The following is a 17078-nucleotide window of genomic DNA, read 5'->3' as shown; positions in this document are numbered from 1 at the left end:
CCGTAGGACGCGGCTGCTGGAGCCTGCTGGCCATACGGCGCGGGCGAAGCCGGAGACTGCTGACCGTAGGACGCGGCTGCTGGAGCCTGCTGGCCATACGGCGCGGGCGAAGCCGGAGACTGCTGACCGTAGGACGCGGCGGCCGGGGCCTGCCGGCCATAAGGCGCCGCGGCCGGAGCCTGCTGCCCGTGAGGCGCGGCGGGCGAGGCCTGCTGGCCGTACGTTCCGGACGGGTATTGCGGGTAGGAGCCGGTGGCCGCTGTGAGGGGGGTGCCCTCGTGGGTCGGGCCGCCGGGGCGGCCGGACTCGTCTTGCTGGGCGGCCACGGCATTGGCGGCCAGGGCAGCCGACTGCAGATCCTGGACCTTGCTGGAGGCGGCCACCGAGTCGGCGCGGCCCGGACCGCGGGTGGGCAGACGCAGATCGCCGCGAGACAGTTGGGCCACGAACCAGGCCGGCAGGTAGCCCTCGATCGGCAGGCCGGGGTTGACCGCCAGCCACCATTCGAGGTTTGGCCAGGTGTTGGCGAGTTCCGCATAGGGAACCCGCCGGGCCGAGCCGGTGTAGTCGGCCAGGCAGGACTGCAACGACGCAGTCGACGTGAAGGCCAGCACGTGAGTGCGGCCGCCCGTGCTCCACGTGCCCCAACCGAGCGGCGCCAGACCGGCCAGCGCATCGGCCGAGACCGGTAGCAGGAGGTCAACGCCAGAAAGAATACGGAAGTAAGACTCCTGGTCGTCGGTGCGCAAAGCATCGCGCATAGCGACCTCGGCGTCCGTAGCCGGCTCCCACTCGGACACGTCCACCTCTCCCCACCGCGCGACGGGCCCATCTCAACGCGTACAACCTACAAGGTCAGCCCGCGATCACAATGGGCGGCGGTAGGCAGACGTGCAAGTTGTCGGCGAGAGGCCCTTCGTAAGCGCCCAGAAGCCCTGAGGAACGCCCTTTTCGGTCGCGTGAAGCGATCAAACAACAACCGATCGTAGCGATATCGGCCACTAGGACCAGTACGCGTTGGAGGGACAACAAGCTTCGCAAGAACGGACCAACGGGACGTACGGGACTCAGGCGACATCCAGACCGGCAAAACGGCCGGCACAATCCTTGAGGACTGGTCCGGCCGTTCGGTCAGACTCACTGGAAGCGGGCGGTCGCCTGCTTCTCGGTGCTGACGTAGTCGTCGACGGACTGGGCGACAGCGCCCTTGATGTTCTGCAGGATGCTCGTCAGGTCTTGTGAGGCCGCGCGCCAGGTCGCCTGGCGCTGCTGGTAGGCCTGCTGCGCCTCGCCGTCCCAGGTCGCGACCAGTGGAGCGGCATCGCGCTCGAGCTGGTCGATCTGCGACTGAAGCGTGCTGATCGCCTTCTGGATGTCGGAGCCCGCCTGCTGCAGGGCGCCGAAGTTGACGAGGAGCACTCCGTCGTTAGGCATGTCTTCTCCCCCCGGTCAGAGCGGCAGCTGGAAGTTGCCGCCGGTGTTGGCCACCCGGCTGGCAGCCTCGGTGTCGGTCGTGTCGTAGCCGGTGCCCGACTGCTTGATCGATTCGGCAGTCTGGGCGAGAGCCGAGTTGAGGCTCTTCAGATCCTGCGCGTACTGGACCTTGACCTGCTCGAACGCCGCCGCGCCAAGACCCTTCCACGTGCTGCTGAGCGTCGACAGCTCGTTCATGAGCGTGCTCAGCATCGTCTGGAGCTGCTCGTTGACCTGGTCGAACTTGACGGCGGTATCCGCCATCACCTGGGATTCAGCTTGCGTTCCGGCCACCCCGGATGTCACCCCGCTTCCTCGTTCGGGTCGCCGACCATGTCATGATCCGTTGTGGACGGACGGTGAGCACCGCCCTCGACATATCGACGCTGGCCACCAGGCTAACCCCTGTCCACAAGCCGCGGGGGGGCGGGCCGTGAGCGGCCGATCACTCTTGCATGACGTTGCCGACCGTAGCGAAAGTCGTCAACCCTCGGAAGCGTGAATCCGGGGCTGTGGATAACTTCGGGTTGTCCACAGGGCACCCCCGCAGAGTGACCGCAGCCCATACGATGAGCCCCGCACGAGGAAGAATGCGGTCGAGGGGCGGTGTGTCGTGACGGTTGGCGTGGCAGGCGACCGGGACTACCGCGAGCTCTCCGGTCCGGCGAAGCCATTACTCAAGGTCAACAGCAGACCGCTCCGACGTGGACGGTTGTTCGGCCTGCGGGTCGGTCAGCTGGTCGCCACCCAGGTCGCCGCGGTCGCGGTCGCCGTCGGCGCCGTCAACGGCCCGATCGGGCTGGTGGCGGGCGGAGTGCTCGCGCTCGCCGTGCTCGCCCTCACGTGGCTCCGGTTGCGCGGCCGCTGGGCGTTCGAGTGGCTGGGGGTCGGTCTGCGCTTCGGCGGCCGGCGCCGTTCCGCCCCGCTCGACAGCGGGCCGACGGCGCTGCTCCAGTTCCTCGCGCCCGGCGCGCGCATCGAGCAGACCGATCTGGCCGGCGACCCGGCGGCCGTCCTCATCGACACGCACGGCCTCACCGCGGTTCTCGAGCTGGGCGACCCGGCCGGCCTGCTCGCCGAGGCGGCGCCCGACCTCCCCTCGCCGGCCAGCCTGTTGCCGTCGGCCGAGGCCGAGGTGCCACCCGTGCTGATCCAGCTGCTGCTGACCGGCGCCCCGGCCCCCGCGCTGCGGGCCGGGGCGGGCACGCCGGCCAACTCCTACCGCCAGCTCACCGAGGGTCGCCTGCTCGGGCACAGCCGCGCGTTGCTGGCCGTGCGGGTGCTGCGCGCCGAGGGCTGGTCCGAGGAAGAGTCGCGGCGCGCGCTGTCCGGCCTGGTGCGCAAGTTGGTGCGCCGGCTCGCCGCAGTGCCCGCCCGGCCGCTGGGCGAGGCGGCTGCGCTGCGGGTCATCGCGGAACTAGCGCATGACGACGGCACCGGCTCGGCACAAGAGGCGTGGCCCGGCCTGCAGGTCGGCGGGCTGGCCCAGGCCACGTTCCGGCTTCGGCGCTGGCCCGACATGCGGGTCGAGACGTCCCGGCGGCTGGTGTCGCGCATGCTGACCCTGCCGTCGGCCGCCACGACGGTGTCGCTGACCGCCGGTCCGCAGGCGGCTCACGGCCCCATTCCGATCGACGTCACCGTCCGGCTGGCCGCTCCCGATCCAAGCTCTCTCGGCTCGGCCGCCCAGGCGCTGCGCAAGCTGCTGTCGGCCGAGCACGCCGGCGCTCAGCGGCTCGACGGCGAACACGTCCACGGCCTCTTCGCGACGCTCCCGCTCGGTGGCCGGCCCAGCGCCATCCCCGGCGTGGCCCTCGACGATGTACAGCCGGCCGAGCAGTTGGAGGGCCTGCAACTGCAGGCCGGGCTGTCCGGCTTGATGCTCGGGCGCAACCGGCACGGCAATCCGGTGGTGACCCGGCTCTTCCGGCCCGAGCAGACCCGCGCGCTGGTGGTGGGCGGCGTCCGGTGTGCCCAGTTGATCGCCCTGCGCGCCATGGCTCTGGGCGCCCGGGTTGTCGTGCAGACCGCGCGGCCGCGGGCCTGGGAACCGTTCGTGCGCGGCGCGGCCGTCCCGGGCGAGTCGATCGCCGTGGTGCCGCCGGGCCGCCCGATCGAGATCGCGCCCGGCTCGGCCCTGCACCCGTTGCTCATAGTGGTCGACATCGGGCCGGTGGGCGCCGACAACCGGGCCGGCGACGGCTGGCAGGCCACCCTGGTCGTCCGCGACGAGTTCTCGGCCGCCGACGTCGACGTGGCGTCCCGGGCCGATCTGTTGATCCTCCAGCCCCTACGGCCCGAGGAGGCCACCCTCGTCGGCGGTGCGCTCGGGCTGGGCGAGGTCGCCCAGTGGATGACGAGGATCCGTCCCGACATGGTCGGCGTGGTCAACCGGCGCGCGGTCCGGTGGGCAGCGCTGGCGCACACTCCGATCGAGGTGCAACTGATCGGGCCACCGGGCCGCTGACCGGGAAACATTGACGGGATCAGGGAGTGTCGCGGCCGGTCCTTGCATGATCGTGGCACCATTCGGGGCCATGGGCCTCATCATCCGGCTTCTGATCACGGCGTTCTCGTTGTGGCTGGCCACCGTTCTGATCGACGGCATCGAGCTGACGACCGACTCCGCGTCGGAAAAGATCATCACGCTGCTGATCGTCGCGGTCATCTTCGGCGTGATCAACGCGATTCTGCGGCCGATCATCAAGGTCGTGGGGTGCGGGTTCTACGTGCTCACGCTCGGCCTGATCGCGCTCGTCGTCAACGGCGCGCTGTTCCTGCTGACCAGCTGGATCGCGGGCCAGTTCGACCTGCCCTTCCACGTCGACGACTTCTGGCCGAGCGCGGTGCTGGGCGCCCTGCTGGTCGGCGTCGTGAGCTGGCTGCTCAACATGCTCATCCCCGACGGCGACGACTGACCGTCGGGCCCCCAGCGGCGCGAGCGCGGTGACGATCCGGCCGAGCTCGATCCCGGTGCCGGTCAACGGGCTCGCGCGCTGGACTCCGAGTGTGGTCGCCGCGAGCCACCGAGAACCTCGAGGTCGGCACGCGGGACGACCGTAGCTGCCGGCTGCCCGGTGGGAAAAGGCTGGCGGCGGGGCTTCGGCAGCGTTTGAATCTGGCGCGTGTTGCACGAACTTCGCGATGACGGATACGAACTGAGCTCCGAGCGGGAGCGTATCGACCTTCCCCGGGTGCACCGGTGGATCTCGACCGACGCGTACTGGGCCCTGGGCCGCCCGCTCGAGCAGATGCGAGCGGCTCTGGCGGGCTCACAGCCGTACGGGATCTATGAGCGCGGCGGTGGGCAGGTGGCGATCGCGCGGGTCGTCACCGACGGGGCGGTCTTCGCCTATCTGTGCGACGTCTATGTCGACCCGGCGCACCGCGGTCGCGGGCTGGGCGGCTGGCTCGTGAAGCACCTCCGCGACCACTACGCGAGCCTCGGGCTGACCCGCTTCGTGCTGGTCACCAAGGACGCGCACGCCGTGTACGCCCGGCACGGCTTCACCGATGTCGAGCCCGGCCGGTGGATGCAGTGCGACCTCCGTGCCCCGGTCGGCGAGCAGCGCGGGGTGCGGTCGTGAGGTCAGCCATACGCAAGGACCGGTGGGCCCGGGAGGCCTTACGGTGAGGGCATGAGCGACGAACGACGCGGATATCTCTACGGCCTCGCGGCGTACGTGTTGTGGGGATTCTTCCCGATCTACTTCAAGCACCTTCAGCCCGCGTCGCCGTTGGAGATCCTGGCCCACCGGGTCATCTGGTCGGTCGTCTTCGTCAGTCTGCTGCTCGCGGTCGTCCGTAACTGGCGGTTTCTCCAGCGCCTCGCCCGCAGCCCCAAGCTGCTGGGCGGCCTCGGCCTGGCGGCGGTGCTGATCGCGGTCAATTGGGGCACCTACATCTACGGCGTCAACTCGTCGCGGGTTGTCGAGACGGCGCTCGGCTACTTCATCACCCCGCTGGTCATCGTGCTGCTCGGCGTGACCGTGCAGCGTGAGCGTCTTCGCGTCCTGCAGTGGGTCGCCGTCGGGGTCGGCGCCGTCGCCGTGGTGGTGCTGACCATCGACTACGGCCACCTGCCGTACATCGCCCTGCTGCTGGCGGCCAGCTTCGGCAGCTACAGCCTGGTGAAGAAGCGCATGTCGCTACCGCCGGCCGAGGGCCTCTTCGTCGAGTCGTCCGTGCTGGCGTTGCCCGCGCTCGTCTTCGTCGGCTGGCTCACCGTGTCGGGCGACGCGAAGTTCGGGAACGTGTCGGTCACCCACACCCTGCTCATGATCTTTTCAGGGCTGGCCACCGCGCTGCCGCTGCTGCTGTTCGCGGCCGCGGCCAACCGGGTGCCGATGGTCGGCATCGGCATCCTGCAATACGTGGCGCCGATCCTCCAGCTCGCCGTCGGGCTGCTCATCTACCACGAGCCGATGCCACCTGCCCGCCTCGCCGGCTTCGCCCTGGTGTGGGTGGCACTGATCATCTTCACGTTCGACGCCCTGCGCCGCCGCGCTCGTGCCGAGCAGACGGCGGCCGGCCCGACGGCCGCCACCGTCGAACCGGCCACCACCCTGCCACCCCGCTGACCCGGAATCAGAGGATCAGGGGACGTCGTAGGCGAGCAGCGCCTTTCCGTCGAACTGCACCAACTCGAGCCGGGACAGGCTGCCCGGGCCGAAATGGGTGACGGCGGGCATCGTGAACTCCGCGCCCGGCGCCGCCTGCCAGGAGCCCAGCTGTTCCGTCTGCTCGTCGGGCCCGTACGCAACCAGGCGGAAGGTGTAGGGGCGGGACGCCGCGCTGCTGTAGGAGCAGACCAGATCGACCTTTGTGCCACCGGCGGTGCTGGTCAGCCGCACGGAAGCGGTGACCGGCGACGATTTCTGCATCGATGTCATCGCGATGGCGGGGCCGGCCGGCGGTGCGGTCGGGGCGGCGTTGTCGCGGGTCCAAGCGAAGAGCCCGACGCCGATCAGCGCCACGAGCACGGCCGCGGCGGCGGTGCTCATCACCCGTACGCTGAAGGCCTTGCGCTTCTTCTTCCGCCGCTTGGCGTCGGGGGCCAGCGTGGCCCACTCGCTCGTCGCCCAGTCGCGCAGCGAGGCCCCGGGGTGGCCCTCCCCGCTGGTCAGCGTGGGGTCGAGCAGCTTGGCGAACTCCTTGGCGTCGAGCCGGGACAGCACGTCGGGAAGCGCCGAGATGTCGGCGACCGCCTCGCGGCAGAACGAGCACGTGGCCAGGTGACTCTCGTACGCTGAACGCTCCGCCGGCGACAAGGCGCCGAGCACATAGGCTCCGTCGTCGTGCTCGTGCTCGCAGTGCACCCCGTCACCACCCTCCGCTGGTCGCCCGCCTGCAACGTGTTCTACGGGCGAGGCGAACGAGAGGTTCAACGGAGTCTTAGCCGCCCTCGTCAGACCGGCCGAATCGAGCCTCAGGCCGTAGCCGACTCCCCCGCCGAGAGGGCTTCGGCGACATTGCGGGCGGCGGCGGTCAACTTGGCCCGCACGACTCGGGCCGAGGTGAGCATCTCGGCGGCGGGCAGCGCGCACGCCAGCACGAGCCGCCGCTCGATGTCACGGTCGGAGATCACCAGCACGGAGGCGCAGGCCAGACCCTGCCGGAACTGACCCATCTCGAGCTGCATGCCACGCCTCTCCCCCGCGGCGAGGTCGGCCTCGAGCGCCTCGGGGGTGGTCAGCGTGGCCGGCGTGAACTGCCGCATGCCGTAGTCGCGCAGGTAGCGCGCCCGCTGATCGGGGGTGAGCGTCGCCAGCAGGGCCTTGCCGAGCGCCGTGGCGTGGCCGCCCTCGTCGAAGCCGGGCGACATGTCGTCGACGAACGGCGACCGGGCGCCCTCGGCCGACGCGGTGATCGCTATGCGGCCACCGACGAACCGGCCGAGATAGTGGGTGTAGCCACTGTCGAGCGCGGCGCGCCGCAACGCCTCGCCGACGGCGGGCGGGCCGCGGAAGGCGGAGACCAGCTCGCGGTATCGGTCGGCGATCTCCAGGCCCACGATGTACGTGCCGTCCTCGCGGCGGATCACGTAGCCCTCGTAGGCGAGGGTGCGCACAAGGTGATACGTCGTCGCGACGGTCAATTCGCACCGTCGCGCTATCTGCTTCACGGTGAGTCCGCGGGGCGCCCGGCCAACCGACTCGAGCACGCGCAGGGCGCGTGACACGCTCCGAATCAGGTCGGACGGCTCCGCCAGGGGGTCGCGCACTGCTACCTCCGACGCCAGGGACTTACACCATATGAATAATCTTCCTCCGAGGGAATGCCAAAAGCGTGTGGATCACGGTCGATTTACACGACCCGTGTGGTCATTAGCACTCAGCGCGCTCGGATGCATTCTGCCCGCCTAGTCTGCGAGAGATGATCGACTCGCCCCCGGACGCGCCCACCAGCGCCTTACGAGCATCGATCGGCGCTCTGACGACGACGATCGCCGTCAGCGTCCCGGTCTTCCTCGTCGGTGGCCTCGCCGTGCAGATCGGCGACGAGCTCCGGTTCTCGCCGGCCGGGCTCGGCCTGGCTGTCTCGGCGTACTTCGGCGCCAGCGCGCTCGCCTCGGTGCCGGCCGGTTACCTGGTCGAGCGGTTCGGCGCGACGCGCGTCTCGCGGGCCGGCATCGCCCTCGCCGTCGCCTCGTTGCTGGGCGTAGCAGCCTTCGCGAATACACTGTGGAGTCTCATCCTGATCCTCGCGCTGGGCGCCGCGGCCAACGCGATGGGGCAGCTGGCGAGCAATACGGCGCTGTCCCGGCACGTGCCGCCGCGGCGACAGGGTCTCTCCTTCGGCATCAAGCAAGCCGCCATCCCGGTGGCGACGCTGCTGTCCGGCGCGGCCGTTCCGGTGGTCGCGCTGACCTTGGGCTGGCGGTGGGCGTTCGTCTTCGTCGCCGGACTGGCCGCGGCCACGCTCCTCCTGGTCCCGAACGAGCCCGCGACGGCCTCGGCGAAGTCGGCGAAAACCGCGAAGCGGGCAACCGGGGCGCTCATCGTGATCGGCGTCGGCGCCACTCTGGCCGCAGCGGCGGCGAACGCGCTCGGCACCTTTCTGGTCGACTCGGCCGTCGCTCGCGGTATCTCTCCGGGGCCGGCCGGCTTGGCCCTGACGCTGGGTAGCGCCGTCTGCGTCACGTCCCGCATTCTCGGCGGGTGGCTGGCCGACCGGTGGCCGGACCGGGCCATCACCATGATCTCGGGCCTGCTGCTGACCGGAGCGATCGGGCTGAGCCTGCTCGCCGTGCCCGGCAGCCCGGCGCTCGTAGCCGGCGTGGTGCTGGGCTTCGGTTTCGGCTGGGCCTGGCCGGGCCTGATGAACTTCGCAGTCGTCCGGCTGCACCCGCAGGCCCCCGCCGCCGCCACCTCGATCACCCAGACCGGGGTCTACGCGGGCGGCTGCATCGGGCCGCTCGGCCTGGGCACGCTGGCCACGGCCGCCGGCTATCCGACGATGTGGGTGGTCGCGGCCGTGGCGATGCTGGGCGCGGCCGCGGCGATGCTGCTCGGCAGCCACCTGTTGCGCCGGCACGCGGCCACGGCCTGAGCCGGTCGGCGCCGGTGGACGGATATCCACAGGTGAGGGCGTACGCGTGCCAGAAGTTGAATTTGATCTTGTTGGCGCGACCCCTGGGGCCGTGCTCCCCAGACCCATGTGGCATCGTGAAAGCGTGGTGAGCACCGGTGATATGACGCTGTCGTCGCTCGGCCTCGACATCGATCCCGCGGTCGATGCGTCGGTGTCGGCGATGCTGGCCGCTGTGGAGGAGTCGTTGCGGGCCAACGTGGCCAGCGCCGACCCCCTGGTGGCCGAGGCCGCGCGCCATCTCGCCGACGCCGGCGGCAAGCGTTTCCGCCCGATGCTGGTGGCGCTCGGCGCCCAGTTCGGTGACCCGGCCGCGCCCGAGATCATCGACGCCGCCAACGTGGTCGAGCTGACCCACCTGGCCACGCTCTATCACGACGACGTCATGGACGAGGCGCCCAAGCGGCGCGGCGCCCCCAGCGCCAACGCCCGCTGGGGCAACTCGGTGGCGATCCTGGTCGGTGACTACCTGTTCGCCCAGGCGGCCGACCTGGCGGCCTCGCTCGGTCCCGAGGCCGTCCACCTGCAGGCGCGGACGTTCGCGCGGCTGGTGCACGGCCAGATCGCCGAGACGGTGGGTCCGCGCGGCACCGATCCGATCGAGCACTACCTGCACGTCATCACCGAGAAGACGGCCTCGCTGATCGCCACCTCGGCGCGCTTCGGCGGCATGTTCTCGGGTGCTCCGGCCGAGTTCGTCGAGGCCCTGGCGGCGTACGGCGAGACGATCGGCATCGCGTTCCAGCTCTCCGACGACCTGCTCGATATCGCCTCCGAGTCGGTGCAGTCGGGCAAGACTCCCGGCACCGACCTGCGCGAGGGCGTTCCGACGCTGCCGGTGCTCTATGCGCTGGCCGGCGACGACACCGACGCGTCGGCTGTGCGGCTGCGTGAGCTGCTGGCCGGCGGTCCGATCACCGACGACGGCCTGCACGCCGAGGCGCTGACTTTGCTGCGCGAATCGGCCGCGATGAAGAAGGCCCGCGAGACCGTTCGCTCCTACGCGGAGGAGGCGCGGTCCGCGCTCGCCCCGCTGCCCCAGGGCGACGCCAGGAACGCGCTCGAAGGCCTCTGCGACTTCATCGCCGACCGTACGAGCTGAGCCGGCCCCGCACACCGAGCCGAGCCGGGGTCACAGGCAGCGCTGCCGCAGCACGGAGAGCCGCTGAGCCGGTGCGCACGCCGGACCAGGACGGGGCGCGAGCCGATGCAGGAGCGAGCGAGCTCGGCCGACAGAAAGGGCCCCGGCACCATCGCCGAGGCCCTTACGTACAGCTGAAATCAGCGGACGAACTGCGCCGCGTCTCTCGTCAGGTCGATCAGCGGGGCCGGCACGACGCCCAGGGCGATCGTGGCAACCACCCCGATGACCAGTGCGGCCGACGTCAGGAAGCCCGGGATCGACACCGTCGGCGTCGATTCGTTGGGCTCCGACAGCCACAGCAGCACGACCACCCGCAGGTACGGGAAGGCCAGCAGCATGCTGCTGATCACGCCGAACACGACCAGCCAGGTCTGACCACCCTCGACGGCCGCCCCGAAGACCGCGAACTTGGCCGTGAAACCGCTGGTCAGCGGGATCCCGGCGAAGGCCAGGAGGATGAACGTGAAGGCGGCCGCGACCAGCGGGCTCTTGCGCCCGAGACCGGCCCACCGGGCGAGGTGGGTGGCCTCCCCGTCGGCGTCCCGCACCAGGGTCACGATGCCGAAGGCGGCGAGGACCGCGAAGCCGTACGCCACCAGGTAGAACATCGTGCTGCTGAGGCCGTTCTCGTTGAGCGCGAGCACACCGACCAGCAGATAGCCGGCGTTGGCGACCGACGAGTAGGCCAGCAGGCGCTTCATGTCGGTCTGCGTGATCGCGAGGATCGCGCCGGCCAGCATGGTGAGCACCGCGATCGTGCCCAGGACGGGCTGGAAGTCCCAGCGCACCCCCTCGAAGGCCACGTAGAGCACCCGCAGCAGCGCGCCGAACGCGGCGACCTTGGTGCACGCCGCCATCAGTGCGGTGACCGGCGTCGGCGCGCCCTGGTAGACGTCCGGCGTCCACACGTGGAACGGGGCCAGCGCCGCCTTGAACAGCAGGCCGATCGCGATCAGGGCCAGGCCGCCGTAGAGCAGCACCTGGCTGCGCTGCGGGTCGGCCACCGCCGCGTGCACCTGGGCCAGCGCGACGCCGCCCGAGAAGCCGTAGATGAGGGCCACGCCGAACAGGAAGAACGCCGACGCGTACGAGCCGAGCAGGAAGTACTTGAGCGCGGCCTCCTGGCTGAGCAGGCGACGCCGGCGGGCGAGCGCGCACAGCAGGTACAGCGGCAGCGAGAAGACCTCGAGCGCGATGAACATGGTGAGCAGGTCGTTCGCGGCGACGAAGAGCAGCATGCCGCCCAGCGCGAAGATGGTGAGCGGGTAGACCTCGGTGGCGCCGGACTGGTCGCCCGCCTGCTTGAGGTCCTTCTGCGAGCCCACGGTGATCGCGGCCTGCGAGACGAACGGGCCGCCCCGCTCGATCGAGCGCTCGCCGATCAGCATCAGCGACACCAGACCGAGGGCCAGGATCGCACCCTGCAGGAACAGCGTGGGCCCGTCGACCGCGACCGCGCCGCCAATCGTGATCTTGCGAGTGTTGTGCTGCGCGACCACCGCGATGAACGACGCCGTGACCGCCAGGAACGCCAGGGTCAGCTGGATCACGTGCCGCAACCGTCGGGGCGTGAACACCTCGAGCAGGATGCCGACGCACGCCGCCCCGAAGAGGATCAGCATCGGCAGCAGAGCGCCGTAGTCGATGCCGGGTAGTTTCAGGTCCTCCATGGCTAGCGCGCCACCCTTTCGTTAGCGACGACCGCCGTCGGTCCCGGATCCTGCACCCCGACGTCCTGCATGGTCGCCTCGACCGCCGGGTTGATCACATCGGTGACCGGCTTGGGATAGAAGCCGAGCAGGATGATGAGCAGGATCAGCGGGGCCACCACGACCTTCTCGCGGAGCGTGATGTCCTTGCGCATCTCCGGCACCTCGGCGAGGGCCGGATTGAGCTCGCCCTGCGTGGTGCGCTGCACCATCCAGAGCACGTAGGCGGCGGCCAGGATGATGCCGGTGGTGGCCACCACCGCGTACGCCGGGTGCACCGTGAACGTGCCGATCAGCACCAGGAACTCGCTGATGAACGGGGCCGTGCCGGGAAGCGCCAGCGAGGCCAGACCGGCGAAGAAGAACACCCCGGCCAGCACCGGGACGAGCTTGCCGGCGCCACCGAAGTCGCTGATCAGGTTGGAGCCGCGGCGGGCGACGAACATGCCGACCACGATGAACAGCAGACCGGTCGCCAGGCCGTGGTTGACCATGTAGAGCACCGAGCCCGTGCCGGCCTGGGTGGTGAAGGCGAAGATGCCGATGCCGATGAAGCCGAAGTGGGCGATCGACGTGTACGACACCAGGCGCTTCAGATCGTTCTGGCCGACCGCCAGCAGCGCGGCGTAGATGATGCCGATCACGCCGAGCACGAGCGCCGCCGGCGCGAACCAACGGGACGCCTCCGGGAAGAGCGAGAGGCAGTAGCGCAGGATCCCGAACGTGCCGACCTTGTCCATCACGCCGACGAGCAGCGCGGCGGCGCCGGCCGGGGCCGCACCACCGGCGTCCGGCAGCCAGGTGTGGAACGGGAAGAACGGCGCCTTGATCGCGAACGCCACGAAGAAGCCGAGGAACAGCCAGCGGGCCGTGTTCTGGTCGATCGACGTGGCCGCCTCGGCGAGCTTGCCGAAGTCGAACGTGTTGCCGCCGACCACCCACAGCCCGATGACCGCGGCCAGCATGAACAGACCGCCGACCAGGCTGTAGAGGAAGAACTTGACCGCCGCGTACTGCCGTCGCTGCCCGCCGAACGACCCGATGATGAAGTACATCGGGATCAGCATGACCTCGAAGAACACGTAGAACAGGAAGATGTCGGCGGCCGCGAAGACGCCGATCATCGTGAACTCGAAGGCCAGCAGCAGCGAGAAGTAGATCGGGGCCGAGCGGTTGCTCTTCTCGACGTCGTGCCACGAGGCCAGGATCACGACCGGGAACAGGATCGCGATCAGCATCAGCATGACGAGCGCGATGCCGTCGGCGGCGAAGGTGAACCGGGCGTCCCAGGACGGGATCCAGGCGTACGACTCGCGGAACTGGAAGCGGTCGCCGCCCACGTTGAAGGCGATCCACATGAAGATGCTCAGCACGAGCACGACCAGCGACCATCCGAACGCGATGGTCTTGGCCAGCTCGGCCTTCTGCCGCGGAACGAGCGCCACGACGATGGCGCCCACCAGGGGCAGCAACGTCAGGATGGACAGAAACGGAAAGTCGTTCACGCCAACCACCCAAGCTGGATCGCGAGGAAGGCGCCGACGACAAGAACGGCACCGGTGAGCATCGAGAGGGCGTACGACCGTACGAAGCCGGTCTGCAGCCTGCGGAGCCGGCCGGACGTGCCGCCGATGCCGGCCGCGATGCCGTTGACCAGCCCGTCGACGCCCCTGTTGTCGAGGAAGACCAGCGCCCGGGTGAGGTAGATGCCGGGTCGCTCGAACACCGCCTCGTTGATCGCGTCGGTGTAGAGGTTGCGGCGGGCCGCGGTCACCACGACACCGGCCGGCTGCTCCTGAAGGGCCGTCCCATTACGGAACAGCGCCCAGGCCAGACCCGCGCCGAGCACGGTCACCACCAGGCTGAGGATGGTGATCAGCGAGTGCGACAGGACCGCCTCGTGGTGACCCTCCTCCGCGCCGAAGACCGGCTCGAGCCAGCCGGGCACCGAGGTGGACATCAGCCAGCCGGCGCCGATCGAGCCGAGGGCCAGCAGCATCAGCGGCACGGTCATGATGAACGGCGACTCGTGCGGATGCTTGTTGTCCTCGGTGTACCGCTCGGGCCCGTGGAAGGTCAGCACGAACAGCCGCGTCATGTAGAACGCGGTGAGGCCCGCGCCGAGCAGCGCCGCCATGCCGTACAGCCAGGAGGTCCAGTCGCCGCGCTCGAACGCCGCCGCGATGATCGGCTCCTTCGAGAAGTAGCCGGACAGCGGCGGGATGCCGATGATCGCGAGCCAGCCCATCATGAAGGTGAGCCAGGTCCACTTCATGTACTTGCGCAGGCCGCCGAAGCGCCGGATGTCGACCTGGTCGTGCATGCCGTGCATGACCGAACCGGCGCCGAGGAACATGTTGGCCTTGAAGAAGCCGTGCGCCAGCAGGTGGATGATCGCCAGCGCGTACGCCCCGCCGCCGAGCCCGACGCCGAGGAACATGTAGCCGATCTGGCTCACGGTCGACCAGGCCAGCACCCGCTTGATGTCGTCCTTGGCCGCGCCGATGATGCAGCCCATCAGCAGCGTGAGCGCGCCCACGCTGACCACGACCGTCTGCAGCACCGTGTTGGCGGTGAAGATGGCGTTGGAGCGGGCGATCAGGTAGACGCCCGCGGTGACCATCGTCGCCGCGTGGATGAGGGCCGAGACCGGAGTCGGGCCCTCCATGGCGTCGGGCAACCAGGCGTGCAGCGGGAACTGACCGGACTTGCCGGCCGCGCCGAGCAGCAGCAGCAGGCCCAGGACCAGCACCGTGGTCGAGGACAGGGCGCTGACGTTGCCGAAGACCTCGTCGTACTGGGTGGTGCCGAGCGTCGCGAACATGACGAAGATGCCGATGGCCAGGCCGGCGTCGCCGACCCGGTTCATCAGGAACGCCTTCTTGCCCGCGGTGGCCGCCGAGGGCCGCGTGTACCAGAACGAGATCAGCAGGTAGGACGCGAGACCGACGCCCTCCCAGCCGAAGTAGAGCATCACGTAGTTGTTGCCGAGGACGAGCAACAACATGGCCGCGACGAAGAGGTTGAAGTAGCCGAAGAACCTACGCCGGCCCGGGTCGTGCTCCATGTAGCCGACCGCGTACAGGTGAATCAGCGAGCCGACGCCCGTGATCAGCAGGACGAAGACGCCGGCCAGCGGGTCGAACAGCAGCCCGAAGTCGACGTGCAGGTTCCCGACGGCGATGAAGTCCCACAGGCTCAGCTGGGCCGACCGCGCTTCCGCGTCGAGCCCGCGCAGGTTGAGGAAGAAGACCAACCCGAGCACGAAGGAGGCCGCCACCGAGAGGACGCCGAGCCAGTGCCCCCACTTGTCGGCCCGCTTGCCGAGCAGCAGCAGGATAGCGGCGCTGGCCAGCGGAATGGCTACGAGCAGCCAGATCCCGCTGAGCACCCCCGACGCGGGGGCATACTCCACTGTCTGTTCCACGTGAAGGCCCCTTTAGTACTTCAGAAGGTTCGCGTCGTCGACGCTCGCCGAGCGCCGCGTACGGAAGATCGACATGATGATCGCGAGACCCACCACGACCTCGGCGGCCGCGACGACCATCACGAAGAACGAGATGATCTGGCCGTCCAGGGTGCCGTTGATGCGGCTGAAGGTCACCAGCGCGAGGTTCGCGGCGTTGAGCATGAGCTCGATGCACATGAAGAGCACGATGGCGTTGCGGCGGACGAGCACCCCGGCGGCGCCGATGGTGAACAGGATCGCCGCGAGCACAAGATAGTAATCAGGGGTCACTGTGCCACCTCGATTGAAGACCAACGCTCCGCGCTAATCACTTGTCGGTTCCCTTCGGAGCCGCCTCGTCCGCCGTGAGCTCACGGATGGGCAGAATCGCGGAGATGCTGCGCTCGGAGCCGTTCCCGTCGGGCAGCCGCGCGGGCGCGGCGACCGACATGGTGTTGGCGTAGACGCCCGGCCCGGGCTTGGCGCCCGGGTAGTTGCCCGGCCGGAACCGCTGCTTCATCCGGGTCGCCTGGCCGACGATGTCGGCCTTGTCACGCTCGACGTGAGCCATGACCATCGCGCCCACCGCCGCCGTGATCAACAGCGCCGACGTGATTTCGAAGGCGAACACGTACCGGGTGAACAGCAGCGCGGCGAGCCCCTCCACGTTGCCGTTGGCGTTCGCGTCGGTCAGGCCGACCACGGTGTTGTCGCCGAGTGAACGGGCCAGCCCCGTGCCGACCAGGGCCGCGAAGCCGACGCCGAGCAGCACAGCGGCCACCCGCTGGCCGCGCAGCGTCTCGATCAGGGAGTCCGAGGCGTCCCGGCCGACCAGCATGAGCACGAACAGGAACAGCATCATGATCGCGCCGGTGTAGACGATGATCTGCACCGCGCCCAGGAACGGGGCCGCGTTGACCACGTAGAGGAAGCCCAGGCAGAGCATCGTCACCACGAGCCAGAGCGCGGAGTGGACCGCGTTGCGAGCCAGCACCATGCCGAGCGCGCCGATGACGGCGATGGAGCCGAGGATCCAGAAGGCGACCGCTTCGCCGGTGGACACATGGTCCATCACACGGCCTCCTTCGCGGACTGGCCGGAAGCGGACTGGCCGGAAGGGGCTTGGCCGGTGGAAGCGGCCTGGCCGGTGGCGTCTTCGGCCTCGTTGGTGGCCCAGGGCGCCCGCTCGGCGCCGACCGACGTGCCCGGGTTGTCGAGCGCGCCGAGGTAGTAGTCCTTGTCGGTGTCGCCCAGGCGCATCGGGTGCGGCGGCTGCTCCATGCCGGGCAGCAGCGGGGCCAGCAGTTCCTTCTTGGTGAAGATCAGATCTTGCCGGCTGTCGCGGGCCAGCTCGTACTCGTTGCTCATGGTGAGCGAGCGGGTCGGGCAGGCCTCGATGCAGAGCCCGCAGAAGATGCAGCGGGCGTAGCTGATCTGGTAGATCCCGGCGTAGCGCTCCCCCGGCGAATAACGCTCCTCGTCGGTGTTGTTGGCGCCCTCGACATAGATCGCGTCGGCCGGGCACGCCCAGGCGCACAGCTCGCAACCGATGCACTTCTCGAGGCCGTCCGGGTGCCGGTTGAGGATGTGCCGCCCGTGGTAGCGCGGCGCCGGGGTCGGGGGTGTGAACGGGTAGTCGGTCGTGATGACCTTGCGGAACATGTGCGCGAAGGTCACCCCGAAGCCCTTGAACGAGCCGGTGAACGTACCCACG

At 69.5% G+C, this 17078-nt stretch carries 17 protein-coding genes; 6 read left to right on the top strand and 11 right to left on the bottom strand.

Annotated features, from left to right (window positions below; all coding sequences use genetic code 11):
- From LXN57_RS17455 to LXN57_RS17445, 3 genes are all read right to left on the bottom strand, one after another.
- Nucleotides 1-800 (bottom strand): SseB family protein (locus LXN57_RS17455; RefSeq protein WP_251799212.1); only part of this gene is annotated, 800 nt, incomplete at its 3' end.
- Nucleotides 801-1137: 337 nt separating this feature from the next.
- On the bottom strand, nucleotides 1138-1434 hold the full coding sequence (locus LXN57_RS17450) for a WXG100 family type VII secretion target (RefSeq protein WP_221379792.1): 297 nt from the start codon (nucleotides 1432-1434) through the stop codon (nucleotides 1138-1140).
- A 15-nt stretch (nucleotides 1435-1449) separates the two neighbouring features.
- Nucleotides 1450-1767: a WXG100 family type VII secretion target gene (locus LXN57_RS17445; protein WP_285904635.1), complete on the bottom strand. Its 318-nt coding sequence runs from the start codon at nucleotides 1765-1767 to the stop codon at nucleotides 1450-1452.
- A 319-nt stretch (nucleotides 1768-2086) separates the two neighbouring features.
- Here LXN57_RS17445 and eccE point away from each other — a divergent pair, with 319 nt between their 5' ends.
- The 4 genes from eccE (at nucleotide 2087) to rarD (ending at nucleotide 6053) form a co-directional block, all read left to right on the top strand.
- The gene (eccE, locus tag LXN57_RS17440) at nucleotides 2087-3940 is read left to right on the top strand and encodes a type VII secretion protein EccE (protein ID WP_251799210.1); all 1854 of its coding nucleotides are present in this window, start codon (nucleotides 2087-2089) and stop codon (nucleotides 3938-3940) included.
- A 70-nt stretch (nucleotides 3941-4010) separates the two neighbouring features.
- Nucleotides 4011-4391, top strand: a complete 381-nt coding sequence (locus tag LXN57_RS17435; protein WP_251799209.1) for a phage holin family protein — start codon at nucleotides 4011-4013, stop codon at nucleotides 4389-4391.
- Between the two features lie 207 nt (nucleotides 4392-4598).
- Nucleotides 4599-5060: a GNAT family N-acetyltransferase gene (locus LXN57_RS17430; RefSeq protein ID WP_251799208.1), complete on the top strand. Its 462-nt coding sequence runs from the start codon at nucleotides 4599-4601 to the stop codon at nucleotides 5058-5060.
- 51 nt (nucleotides 5061-5111) lie between these two features.
- The gene (gene rarD / locus LXN57_RS17425) at nucleotides 5112-6053 is read left to right on the top strand and encodes an EamA family transporter RarD (protein WP_251799207.1); all 942 of its coding nucleotides are present in this window, start codon (nucleotides 5112-5114) and stop codon (nucleotides 6051-6053) included.
- 15 nt (nucleotides 6054-6068) lie between these two features.
- Here the strand turns inward: rarD and LXN57_RS17420 are convergent, their stop codons facing one another.
- On the bottom strand, nucleotides 6069-6791 hold the full coding sequence (locus tag LXN57_RS17420) for an anti-sigma factor family protein (RefSeq protein WP_251799206.1): 723 nt from the start codon (nucleotides 6789-6791) through the stop codon (nucleotides 6069-6071).
- A 110-nt stretch (nucleotides 6792-6901) separates the two neighbouring features.
- On the bottom strand, nucleotides 6902-7696 hold the full coding sequence (locus LXN57_RS17415) for an IclR family transcriptional regulator (RefSeq protein WP_251799205.1): 795 nt from the start codon (nucleotides 7694-7696) through the stop codon (nucleotides 6902-6904).
- 152 nt (nucleotides 7697-7848) lie between these two features.
- Between LXN57_RS17415 and LXN57_RS17410 the strand changes: the two genes are divergently transcribed.
- Together LXN57_RS17410 and LXN57_RS17405 are read left to right on the top strand one after the other, a co-directional pair.
- A complete protein-coding gene (locus LXN57_RS17410) occupies nucleotides 7849-9024 on the top strand; it encodes an MFS transporter (protein ID WP_251799204.1) in 1176 nt (391 codons plus the stop codon).
- Between the two features lie 142 nt (nucleotides 9025-9166).
- Complete coding sequence (locus tag LXN57_RS17405) at nucleotides 9167-10165, top strand: polyprenyl synthetase family protein (RefSeq protein WP_251799221.1); 999 nt, start codon at nucleotides 9167-9169, stop codon at nucleotides 10163-10165.
- Nucleotides 10166-10344: 179 nt separating this feature from the next.
- Here LXN57_RS17405 and nuoN read toward each other — a convergent pair whose 3' ends face one another.
- From nuoN to nuoI, 6 genes are read right to left on the bottom strand one after another with little or no spacing between them, the layout of a single operon-like run.
- Complete coding sequence (gene nuoN / locus LXN57_RS17400; protein WP_251799203.1) at nucleotides 10345-11877, bottom strand: NADH-quinone oxidoreductase subunit NuoN; 1533 nt, start codon at nucleotides 11875-11877, stop codon at nucleotides 10345-10347.
- A gap of 2 nt (nucleotides 11878-11879) precedes the next feature.
- Complete coding sequence (locus LXN57_RS17395) at nucleotides 11880-13421, bottom strand: NADH-quinone oxidoreductase subunit M (protein WP_251799202.1); 1542 nt, start codon at nucleotides 13419-13421, stop codon at nucleotides 11880-11882.
- Complete coding sequence (gene nuoL, locus LXN57_RS17390) at nucleotides 13418-15343, bottom strand: NADH-quinone oxidoreductase subunit L (RefSeq protein ID WP_251799201.1); 1926 nt, start codon at nucleotides 15341-15343, stop codon at nucleotides 13418-13420. The genes LXN57_RS17395 and nuoL overlap by 4 nt, the downstream gene beginning before the upstream one ends.
- A gap of 12 nt (nucleotides 15344-15355) precedes the next feature.
- Nucleotides 15356-15655: an NADH-quinone oxidoreductase subunit NuoK gene (nuoK, locus tag LXN57_RS17385; RefSeq protein ID WP_023357573.1), complete on the bottom strand. Its 300-nt coding sequence runs from the start codon at nucleotides 15653-15655 to the stop codon at nucleotides 15356-15358.
- Between the two features lie 37 nt (nucleotides 15656-15692).
- Nucleotides 15693-16436: an NADH-quinone oxidoreductase subunit J gene (locus tag LXN57_RS17380; RefSeq protein WP_251799200.1), complete on the bottom strand. Its 744-nt coding sequence runs from the start codon at nucleotides 16434-16436 to the stop codon at nucleotides 15693-15695.
- Nucleotides 16436-17077, bottom strand: coding sequence for an NADH-quinone oxidoreductase subunit NuoI (nuoI, locus tag LXN57_RS17375; protein ID WP_251799199.1), 642 nt, complete (start codon nucleotides 17075-17077; stop codon nucleotides 16436-16438). The genes LXN57_RS17380 and nuoI overlap by 1 nt, the downstream gene beginning before the upstream one ends.
- Nucleotide 17078: the final 1 nt, after the last annotated feature.

Origin of the sequence: Paractinoplanes hotanensis, assembly GCF_023717965.1 — a bacterium.
Classification (GTDB): domain Bacteria; phylum Actinomycetota; class Actinomycetes; order Mycobacteriales; family Micromonosporaceae; genus Actinoplanes; species Actinoplanes polyasparticus.
The sequence above is the reverse complement of the archived record's forward strand: the minus strand, read 5'-3'. Positions and strand labels throughout refer to the sequence as shown.